Below are 11,507 nucleotides of genomic sequence, written 5' to 3' on the forward strand. Positions count from 1 at the left end.
GCTACAAGTGGTCCTTTAGGACAAGGTATTGCTCAAGCTGTAGGTATGGCAATGGCTGAAAAACATTTAGCAGCTAAATATAATAAGGATGGATTAGATATAGTAGATCATTATACTTATGCAATAGTTGGAGATGGAGATTTAATGGAGGGGGTTGCTAATGAAGCTATATCTTTAGCAGGGCATTTAGGATTAGGTAAACTAGTTGTTCTATATGATTCAAATGATATTTGCTTAGATGGAAAACTTTCAACTTCATTCTCAGAAAATGTTATGGATAGAGTTAAGGCAATGAATTGGCACACTATTAGAGTTGAAGATGGAGATACAAATATTGAAGCAATTTCAGCTGCAATTGAACAAGCTAAAAAGGTAACAGATAAGCCAACATTAATAGAAGTTAAAACAACAATTGGATATGGTTCACCTAATAAAGGTGGAACAAATGGAGTTCATGGAGCACCTTTAGGATTAAATGAGTATGAAGAAACTAAAACAAATTTAAATTGGGGTTATGAGCCATTTTTTGTTCCTAATGAGGTAAAAGAGGATTTTGCTAACAATCTTATAGCGAGAGGCAAACAAAAGGAAGCAGAATGGAATGAGTTAGTTAATAAATATAAAGAGTCTTATCCAAAAGAATATAATAGTTTAATATCTTCAATTAATGGAGAATTAAATATTAAATTTGAAGAAGTATTGCCAAAATATGAAATAGGTCAATCAGTTTCAACTCGTAATGCTTCAGGATTTACAATGAATGCAATTGCAAAAAATTATGATAATTTATTTGGTGGTTCAGCGGACCTTGCGCATTCAAATATGACTTACTTAAATGATCAAGGAGATTTTAGAAAAGATACTCCAGAAGGAAAAAATATCTGGTTTGGAGTTAGAGAATTTGGAATGTCTTCAGCTGGTAATGGAATAATGTTACATGGTGGATTAAGATCATTTGTTTCAACATTCTTTGTATTTAGTGATTATCTAAAACCTGCAATAAGAATGTCTGCAATTGAAAAATTACCATTAGTATATGTATTAACTCATGATTCAATAGCTGTAGGAGAAGATGGGCCAACACATGAACCAATTGAACAATTGGCAGGACTTAGGGCTATACCTAATGTAAATGTAATAAGACCAGCAGATGCTCATGAAACAAATGCAGCATGGCAAATTGCTTTAGAAAACAAAGAAACACCGTCAGTATTAGTACTATCAAGACAAAATATAAATGTAAATGCTGAGTTTAATTGTGTAGATAATGTTAGAAAAGGTGCATATGTAATTTCAAAAGCAAAAGAGACTCCAATAGCTCAAATAGTAGCAACAGGATCAGAAGTTGATTTAGCAATAGATGCTCAAAAAGAATTAGAAAAACAAGGAATATATGTTGATGTTGTATCAATGCCATGCTTTAGATTATTTGATATGCAAGAGGAATCTTATAAGAATAGTGTGCTAAAACCAGGAATCAAAAAGTTAGCTGTAGAAATGGCATCATCATATGGATGGCATAAGTATGTTGACGAGGTATTATGCATAGATACATTTGGTGCATCAGGCAATGGTAATGAAGTAATGAACTTCTTTGGATTCAACAAAGAAACTGTAGTAAAAAAGGTAAAGAAATTAATATAAAGGTTTAATAAAAGGGGATTCTTTGATAGAGGCTAATATAAGGGTTAAGCCTCACATGGAAAATGAGTATAGGGGAGGAGAATGGGACATGAATGGTTTAAGTGAAGTAAAAAAGATAATAGAGTCAGGAAAAGCTGTTCTAGGAATTGAGCTTGGTTCCACTAGAATAAAAGCGGTCCTTGTTGATCAAAGGGGATCAGTTATTGAGACTGGAGGGTTTGATTGGGAAAATAGCTTAATTGATGGAGTTTGGACATATTCCTTGAAAGAAGTATGGGAAGGCATTCAAAAGTGTTATAAAAATTTATCAGAAAGACTTAAAGAAAGATATGATGTAAAAATAAATAAATTATCAGCTATGGGTGTAAGTGCTATGATGCATGGATATCTTCCTTTTGATAAGAATGGAAATCAATTAGCTGAGTTTCGTACATGGAGAAATAATTTTACAGGACAAGCAGCTGATGAATTAACACAACTATTCCAATATAATATTCCTCAAAGATGGAGTATTGCACATTTATATCAAGCTATTTTAAATAAAGAAGATCACGTTAAGGATGTAGCTTTTCTTACGACTTTAGCAGGATATGTTCATTGGAAACTTACAGGAGAAAAGGTAATGGGTATCGGAGAAGCATCTGGAATGTTTCCAATTGATATAAACAACAAGAATTATAATAAGGATATGATAGAAAAATTTGATTCATTAATTGCTTCTAAGGAATATTCATGGAGCCTAGAAGAAATTCTTCCAAAGGTTTTAGTTGCCGGAGAAGAGGCTGGAGTGTTAACAAAAGAAGGGGCTTTACTTCTAGATCCAACAGGAAACTTACAACCAGGAGCAAGGCTTTGTCCAGCAGAAGGTGATGCAGGAACAGGAATGGTAGCTACTAATAGTATAGCTAAAAAGACAGGAAATGTATCAGCTGGAACTTCAGCATTTGCTATGGTAGTTCTTGAAAAGGAATTATCTAAATTGCATAAAGAATTAGATATGGTTACAACTCCAACAGGAGACCTAGTAGCAATGGCACATTCAAATAATTGTACATCAGATATTAATGCTTGGATGGAAATATTTAATCAATGTTTAGAAGCATTTGGAGTAAAAGTTACACCAAGTGAATTATACAAGACGTTATTTGAAAAGTCCTTAGAAGGTAATGATGATTGTGGTAACTTAATGTCCTACTGTTTTTACTCAGGAGAACATGGCGTGGGATTAACAGAAGGATGTCCTATGTTTTTACATCCAGCAAATGCAAAGTTTAGTTTAGCTAACTTCATGAGAGTTCAATTATATACATGTTTTGGTGCTATGAAGCTTGGCATGGATATTTTAAAGAAGGAAGAAAATGTTAAAATAGATAGAATACTTGGACATGGAGGTATATTTAAAACTAAAGGAGTTGCACAAAATATTCTAGCAGCAGCTATTGGAGCACCTGTAGTTGTTATGGAAACGGCAGGAGACGGTGGAGCATGGGGAATTGCATTACTAGCATTATATCTTGATAGAAAACAAGAAAATTATTCTTTAGAAGATTTCTTAAATAATGCTATATTTGGAGATGCGGAAGCTATAACAGTGGAACCAAATGAAAATATGATTATTGGGTATGAAAAATTCTTAGAAAATTATAAAAGGGGACTAACTATTGAAAAAGAAGCAGTAAATTATTTAAAGAATAAAGCCTAGATTTTAAATATAAAATATAGTTTAAAATTTTGTTAAATATAATAGTAAGTTTATGGGAGGAAAGAAAGTTATGAAAATATTTATAGATACAGCTAATGTTGAACAAATTAAAAAGGCAAATGATATGGGGTTAATTGATGGAGTTACAACAAATCCATCATTAGTTTCAAAAGAAAATAAAACAATGTCAGAGGTAATTCCAGAAATTTGTGAAATAGTGGATGGACCAATAAGTGCAGAAGTTATGAGTTTAGATACTGAAGGAATGATTAAGGAAGCAAGAGAATTAGCAAAGATAAGTCCAAATATAGTTGTTAAAATACCAATGACTTTAGATGGATTAAGTGCTGTTAGAGTTCTATCTCAGGAAGGAATAAAGACTAATGTTACTTTAATATTTAGTGTTCATCAAGGAGTTTTAGCAGCTAAGGCTGGAGCAACTTATATTAGTCCTTTTGTTGGAAGATTAGATGATATTGGATTAGATGGAATGGATTTAATAAATGATTTAATTATAGCTAAACAAAACTATGGATTTAAAACAGAAATAATAGCTGCAAGTATAAGAACAAAAGAACACATTCTTCAATGTATATTATCAGGAGTAGATATTGCAACAATACCATATGCACAAATTGAAGATATGGCTAAGCATCCATTAACTACAGCTGGAATTGAAAGATTTATAAGCGATTATAGTAAGGTTCAAAAATAATTAGATTAATAAATGTATCCTAGAGGCTCAGTAAACTGATCCTCTAGGAATAGAAAGTTGAAAAGAAATAATTAGAAATTCATATTGATATTAAGGGGAGAGATTAAAATGAGTAATACAAAGAAATATACTTTTTGGTTCGTAACAGGAAGTCAAGATTTATATGGGGAAGAAACTTTAAAGCAAGTTGCTTTAGATTCTAAAGAAATGGTAAATGGATTAAATGATGTTGAGGGAATTAAATATGAAATAATTTATAAGCCAACAGTAAGAAATGCTAAGGAAATATATGATGTATGCTTAGCAGCTAATAATGATGAAAGTTGTGCTGGTATTATAACATGGATGCATACGTTTTCTCCAGCTAAAATGTGGATAAGAGGATTATCAATATTGAATAAACCTCAATTACATTTTCATACACAATTTAATAGAGATATTCCATGGGACACAATGGATATGGATTTCATGAATTTAAATCAATCAGCTCATGGAGATAGAGAATTTGGATTTATAAATGCAAGAATGGGTAATAATAGAAAAGTTGTTGTTGGATATTGGCAAGATCCAGAAGCTCATAAAGAAATAAATAAATGGATGAGTGTTGCGGCTGGATATGTTGAAGGAAGAAATATTAAAATTGCTAGATTTGATGATAATATGAGAGATGTTGCTGTAACAGAAGGAGATAAAGTTGAAGCAGCATTAAAATTAGGTTGGACTTGTGATGCTTTCGGAATTGGAGACTTAGTAGAAGTAATTAACGAGGTTACTGATAATGAAGTTGAAGATTTAATGAAAGTATATGAAGAAAAATATGAAATTTGTGAAGCTGGAAAAACTGAGGGTTCTGTAAGAAATTCTATTAAATATCAAGCAAAAGTAGAAATTGCTTTAAGAAGATTTTTAGAAAAGGGTGGATATACTGCATTCACAACTAATTTCCAAGTACTACATGGGATGGAACAATTGCCAGGACTTGCAGTACAAAGACTTATGGAAGATGGATATGGATTTGGAGGAGAAGGAGACTGGAAAACAGCTGGTTTAGTTAGATTAATGAAAATTATGACTAATAATACTAGAACTTCTTTTATGGAAGATTATACTTATAATTTCGAGCCAGGAAATGAAATGATTTTAGGAGCTCACATGCTTGAAGTTTGTCCAACAGTTGCTGCCAATAAGCCTTTAATCGAAGTTAAACATTTAGGAATTGGTGATAAAGCAGCACCGGCAAGATTAATATTTAACGGACAAGCAGGCTCAGCAGTTTGTGCATCATTAATTGATTTAGGTGGAAGAATGAGGTTGATAATAAATGAAGTAGAAGCTAAAGAAGTTGAAAAAGATCTTCCACAACTTCCAGTAGCAAGAGTTCTATGGAGACCAGAACCATCATTAAAAGTAGGAGCTAAAGCTTGGATACTTGCTGGGGGAGCTCATCATACTTCATTCTCTTATGAATTAGATTCAGAACAATTAACAGATTTAGCTAATATGTATGGAATTGAATCAGTTGTAATAGATAAGAATACTGATATCAAGGAGTTCGAGAAAGAGTTAAAATGGAATGATTTATATTGGAGATTAAATAAATAATTTTTATTTTAAATAAGGGGTTTAGAAGTATGAGTAGATTAATAATTAATACACATAATAAAAAATCAAAAATAAGTAAGGAAATATACGGACACTTTTCAGAACATCTAGGAAGATGTATATATGAAGGAATATATGTTGGAGAAGATTCAGAAATACCTAATGTAAATGGAATGAGAATTGACGTTGTACAAGCACTTAAGGAAATTAAGATTCCAGTATTACGTTGGCCAGGTGGGTGCTTTGCAGATGAATATCATTGGATGGATGGAATAGGACCAAAGGAAAATCGTAAAAAAATGATAAATACACATTGGGGTGGCCTTGTAGAAGATAATAGTTTTGGTACACATGAGTTTATGGAATTATGTAGACAATTAGAATGTGAACCGTATATTAATGGAAATCTTGGTAGTGGAACAGTTCAAGAAATGTCTGAATGGGTAGAATACTTAACTTTTGATGGTATTTCACCAATGGCAGATTTAAGAAAACAAAATGGGCATGAAGCTCCATGGAAGGTTAAGTACTTTGGTGTAGGTAATGAAAATTGGGGCTGTGGTGGAAATATGACACCAGAGTTTTATGCAAATATGTATAGAAGGTATCAAACATACTGTAGAAATTATGGCGAAAATAAGCTTTATAAAATTGCTGGTGGGCCAAATATAGATGATTATAATTGGACTGAGCAAGTTATGAAAATTGCTGGTAACTATATGGATGGTTTATCATTACATTACTATACTCACCCAGGTGGATGGGAAAATAAAGGACCAGCAACAGGATTTGATGAAGTTGTATGGTATGAAACAATGAAAAGAACTTTAAAAATGGAAGAGTTAGTAAGTAAGCATTTAGAAATAATGAATAAGTATGATCCAGAAAAGAAAGTTGATTTAATTGTTGATGAATGGGGATCATGGTATGCTGTTGAGCCAGGAACTAATCCAGGATTTTTATATCAACAAAATACAATGAGGGATGCACTTATAGCCGGTATTAACTTGAATATATTTAATAAGCATAGTGATAGAGTAAAAATGACTAATATAGCTCAAGTAGTTAATGTTTTACAATCTGTTATTTTAACAGAGGGAGAAAAAATGATTTTAACCCCAACTTATCATGTATTTAATATGTATAAAAATCACCAAGAAGCAACGTTAGTTGAAAGCTTTGTAGAAACTAAAATGATTGGTATTGGTGAAGAGTATCAAGTTCCAAATTTAAATGAATCAGTTTCTGTAGATAGTGAAGGGCGAATTAATATAACTATAAATAACTTATCTATTGATGAATCTTATGATATCGAAGGAATAATAGTTGATAGGCCAGTGAAGGCTGTTAGCGCTACTATTTTAACTAATAAAATGGATGCACATAATACATTTGATAATCCAGATGTGGTTAAGCCAGAAGAATTTAATGATTTTGTTGTAACATCACAAGGGTTAGACTTTAATATTCCACCTTGTAGTGTAATTAGCTTTGTTATTGAGTAATTTATGGGAAATAGATTTTGTAAAAAATGTTTATTAGATAAAGTAATGGGCGCTGCAGAATACAAGCATATGAAGGACTATATTAAAAGTATAGACTATGATATTAAAACTCCAGAAGAAGATTATAATATGAGATTAAATACTTGCATGGAGTGTGATAATCTTATAAACGGAATGTGCAAATTATGTGGTTGCTTTGTTGAAATGAGAGCAGCTGTGAAAAAAAATTATTGTCCTAATATAGATAAAAAGTGGGATAAGATTTAATAGAAATTTTCAAATATATAGAATTAAATAATATTTATACTAAAGTTAAGGCATATATCGGAAATAAAATTAATTTAGATATATGCCTAATCTTATTTGTATTTAGATAGTTATTTAAAACTATTATAAAGATTGAAGAAATGAGTAAATATTAACATTAGATTAGAAATTAATAAAGATAGGGTATAAAGGGGAAAGAAATTTATGAAATCAAAGAAATTAAGAAAGATATTAGCATTTTTAATGACGGGAGTTTTAATATCATCTTTTGGATTAATTAGAATTACAACAGCTAAAGAAAAAATAGCTGTTAAAAGCCGTGTTTCTGTACATGATCCTTCAATAATTAAAAACGGGGATGAATATTATGTATTTGGATCTCATATAGATGCAGCGAAGTCTGTAGATTTACAAAATTGGACTCAGTTTACTAATGGGTATACAACACCAGGTAATGTTATATTTGGTGATTTATCAGAGAACTTAGCTGGTTCATTTGCATGGGCTGGTGAAGACGATTCAGATAGTAAAGGTGGTTTTTCTGTTTGGGCACCAACTGTATTTTGGAATGATAACTATGTAAACGATGATGGAACTAAAGGAGCATATATGATGTATTATTGTACATCTTCTACTTATAAACGTTCTGCTATAGGTTATGCAGTATCTCAAAATATTGAGGGGCCATATACTTATGTAGATACTATTATATACTCTGGATTTACTAAAAATGATGCAACAGATTCAAATAGTATTAAAAATACTAAGTATGTAAATACTCATATAGATGAGCTTATTGAAAAAGGTGTGTTAGAAGGATTAAATGACTCCTGGTTTAATGCTGATGGTTCATATAACACAAGTTATGCTCCAAATGCAATAGATCCAGAATTATTTTATGATGAAGATGGTCAGCTATGGATGACTTACGGATCTTGGTCAGGTGGAGTATATATATTAAAAATAAATGATACAAATGGACAACCTATATATCCAGGAACAGATTCAGATCAAGATAGCCTTAATCTTACTGATAGATATTTTGGTAAGAGAGTATCTGGAGGTTATACACAATCAGGCGAAGGTGCGGATGTAGTATATGATAAAGAAACAGGATATTACTATATGACTGTAACTTATGGTGGGTTAGCTTCAGATGGTGGATATAATATGAGATTATTTAGATCAGAAAACCCGGATGGTCCATATTTAGATGCAGCAGGAAGAAATGCAGCTTTACCTGGTAATGTTAGTAATACTAATTATGGGATTAAGTTAATATCTAATTATAAATTTAATTGTCAAGATAAAGCTCTAAAAGCAGCTGGCCATAATTCAGTTCTTTTAGAAGAGGATGGAGATAGATATTTGGTTCATCATCAAAGATTTGATGATGGAAGTGAGTACCATGAAGTGAGGGTTCATCAAATGTTTTTAAATAAAGAAGGGTGGTTAGTAGTTGCTCCTTATGAAAATAATGGAGATGAAATTTCACAAACAGGATATTCAAAGGAAGAAATAGTAGGTAATTATCAATTTATTAACCATGGAACTGACACTACAAGTTCTATAGCAAGTACATTAAATATTAGATTAAATGATGACTTTACAGTTAGTGGTGATATAACTGGTACTTGGGCTATGGAAAAAGATACTTATTATATGACTATAACTACAAATGATATAACTTATAGTGGTGTATTCTTTAAACAACAAGATGAATCATTAGAAGAAAATAAGGTTATGACATTTACTGCTATTGGAAATAATAATGAATCAGTTTGGGGAAGTAAGCTTGAATTAGATGATTCTCAATCTGTTGATTATGCTGGAAGTTATTTAAAAAATAAAATTCCGAGTGTAACTAAATCTGATATAGAACTTCCTACATTAGGTGCATATGATACAACAATTACATGGAAATCAAGTAATGAAGATAGTATATCTAATGAAGGAAAAGTAAAACGTACAGGTGAAGACAAAACTGTTACCCTAATAGCAACTATATCTAAGGGGGAAGCAGTTATTACTAAAGAGTTTAATGTACTTGTTAAGGGAATTCTAAAAGAGGTTGGAATAGAACCAATTTATAAGTATGATTTTGAAGGTATAGAAGAACAAGGGATTATCAATACAGGTAGTAAGGTTGGAAATGCAACATTAGTTGGGACAGCATGTGTTGTTGAGGATGAAGAGAGGGGAAATGTACTAGAGATTATAAATGAAAAAGGTGCAGTAAAGGTTAATTATTTAGAATTGCCTAAAGATACATTTGAAGGAATTACAGAAGAGGGATATACGGTGAGTATGTGGGTAAATATAGATAAGAATAATCCGAACTATTTTGAGCATAGTGCATTATTTGAAGCGAGTATGACTAATGAAGATGGTACTCCTAATTATCCAATGACAAGAATAAGTGCTAACCTTTTTGGAAGAATAAATGCAAATGGAGCATGGTCAGATGCAACAGAAGTATCTAAACAATTAGAAGGGAATAAGTGGGAATATGTAACTTATACTGTAAGCTCTACTGGAATAGTAGTTTATGTAGATGGTAACGAAGTTGCTAGACAAGATAAAGATATAGCGGCTTGCTTTAATGATAATTTCTTAGCTTTAATGAAAGATGTAAGAGTAGGCAGTGGAAATATATGGAATGATATGGATATAGCAAATGCTAAATTTGATAATGTTTCAGTTTATAATGTTGCATTATCAGATAAGCAAGTAGAGGCTCTTTATAATGATGAAACAAAGGAAAATGAAGAGCAAGAAAATCCAGAAGAACCAGGAGATATAGTAAATCCAGAAAATCCGGGAAGTAGTGATACAGGAAATGTTGATTCTGGAAAGAAGCCAACTGTAAATAATAATTTAAATACATCAAAATTACCGCAAACAGGAGACGTTAATATATTATTTACCTTAGCTTTAGCTGGAGCAAGTGTTACTATTGGGGGAATAAGCTTAAAAAAGAAAAAATTATAATATAGAGTAATTAATAGGGCTGTATCAAAAGTAATTTTGATATAGCCTTATTAATTAAAAAATAAATCTTATTAATAAATATTTATTTTAGTACCTAAGAGTTTTAGAGAATTAGTGTAACTATAGAATTTTGATGCGTTTAGATATTCATCTTTATTATTACTTTTAAATATAAATTGAGTGAAAGAATAATTATATATTTCATTAAATAGTTTTATATTACTCCAATTTTCTCCGTTATTTAAAGAATAAGTAGTATATAAATGATTATATTCCATCCACTGACAGTAAATAATATCCTTATATTTAATTATATTTGGAAATAAGCTTGGTATTTTAGTGCTTAAAAATATATTGTTTTGAATATAAGGAGTTTTATTTTTGAAAAACAAATTCATATATTTACAGTAAAATTGATTTTGATTTTTTTCAGAGTATACAATATGATATATATTTTTCGAATCCTTTAATAATGATAAATAAACCTTTGATTTTTTTGAAAAAGTTAATTGAATAGGAGTATCCCACTTTTCTTTATCAAAACTATAGTTAGCCACAAAAAGTTCTTCATATCCATCTATTAATTTAAAGTAATAAATCTTTAAATCATTTTCATTTATTATTACTTCAAAATTATTTAAAAGTGTATAATTTAAAAAATCTATGTTGCTTTTTACCCAAATATTATTTTTTTTATAATAATGCACTAATGCTGAAAAATGAGACTTTTCTTTATTTATCTCATAATAAATTATATGAACTTTATTATCAAGACGTTTAATAAAAGGAAATTTAATTTTGTATTTATTTGAATCGTATTTTAAAATTACTGTTTTCGATATAATTGAATTATTTATATGTAAATAATTGAGAAACTTATTTTTTTCAGTGAATAATCCATATATATTATCATTAGAATCTATATCAAAATAAATAGTTGATAGAGATGAAATATCTGATAAAATTTTTTTATTTTTTTTATTTCAAAATTAGAATTAACATAATTGATAGAAATTCCATTTTCTACAGAAATAGTATATAAATTATTAAATGAATTCCTAATTAATATTGAGGATTGTTT

At 30.3% G+C, this 11,507-nt stretch carries 8 protein-coding genes; 7 read left to right on the forward strand and 1 reads right to left on the reverse strand.

The window, feature by feature from the left end; all coding sequences use genetic code 11:
- From tkt to Q0G30_RS12945, 7 genes are all read left to right on the forward strand, one after another.
- A partial coding sequence (gene tkt, locus Q0G30_RS12915; protein WP_294390783.1) for a transketolase occupies window positions 1–1,644 on the forward strand: 1,644 nt, incomplete at its 5' end.
- Between the two features lie 88 nt (window positions 1,645–1,732).
- Window positions 1,733–3,346 (forward strand): FGGY-family carbohydrate kinase, encoded by a 1,614-nt coding sequence (locus Q0G30_RS12920; RefSeq protein WP_294133992.1) that lies wholly within the window; start codon window positions 1,733–1,735, stop codon window positions 3,344–3,346.
- A 70-nt stretch (window positions 3,347–3,416) separates the two neighbouring features.
- Window positions 3,417–4,061 carry a fructose-6-phosphate aldolase gene (gene fsa, locus Q0G30_RS12925; RefSeq protein WP_294133995.1) on the forward strand — a complete coding sequence of 215 codons (645 nt, stop codon included), beginning with the start codon at window positions 3,417–3,419 and terminating at the stop codon, window positions 4,059–4,061.
- Window positions 4,062–4,169: 108 nt separating this feature from the next.
- On the forward strand, window positions 4,170–5,663 hold the full coding sequence (araA, locus tag Q0G30_RS12930) for an L-arabinose isomerase (protein WP_294133997.1): 1,494 nt from the start codon (window positions 4,170–4,172) through the stop codon (window positions 5,661–5,663).
- Between the two features lie 29 nt (window positions 5,664–5,692).
- The gene (locus Q0G30_RS12935) at window positions 5,693–7,168 is read left to right on the forward strand and encodes an alpha-N-arabinofuranosidase (protein ID WP_294390785.1); all 1,476 of its coding nucleotides are present in this window, start codon (window positions 5,693–5,695) and stop codon (window positions 7,166–7,168) included.
- Window positions 7,169–7,171: 3 nt separating this feature from the next.
- The gene (locus Q0G30_RS12940) at window positions 7,172–7,435 is read left to right on the forward strand and encodes a DUF6171 family protein (RefSeq protein WP_294134002.1); all 264 of its coding nucleotides are present in this window, start codon (window positions 7,172–7,174) and stop codon (window positions 7,433–7,435) included.
- 204 nt (window positions 7,436–7,639) lie between these two features.
- The gene (locus Q0G30_RS12945) at window positions 7,640–10,426 is read left to right on the forward strand and encodes a glycoside hydrolase family 43 C-terminal domain-containing protein (RefSeq protein WP_294390788.1); all 2,787 of its coding nucleotides are present in this window, start codon (window positions 7,640–7,642) and stop codon (window positions 10,424–10,426) included.
- A 71-nt stretch (window positions 10,427–10,497) separates the two neighbouring features.
- Here Q0G30_RS12945 and Q0G30_RS12950 read toward each other — a convergent pair whose 3' ends face one another.
- Window positions 10,498–10,983 carry a hypothetical protein gene (locus Q0G30_RS12950; protein WP_294390790.1) on the reverse strand — a complete coding sequence of 162 codons (486 nt, stop codon included), beginning with the start codon at window positions 10,981–10,983 and terminating at the stop codon, window positions 10,498–10,500.
- Window positions 10,984–11,507: the final 524 nt, after the last annotated feature.

The organism is uncultured Clostridium sp., from assembly GCF_934754925.1.
Lineage (GTDB): Bacteria > Bacillota > Clostridia > Clostridiales > Clostridiaceae > Clostridium.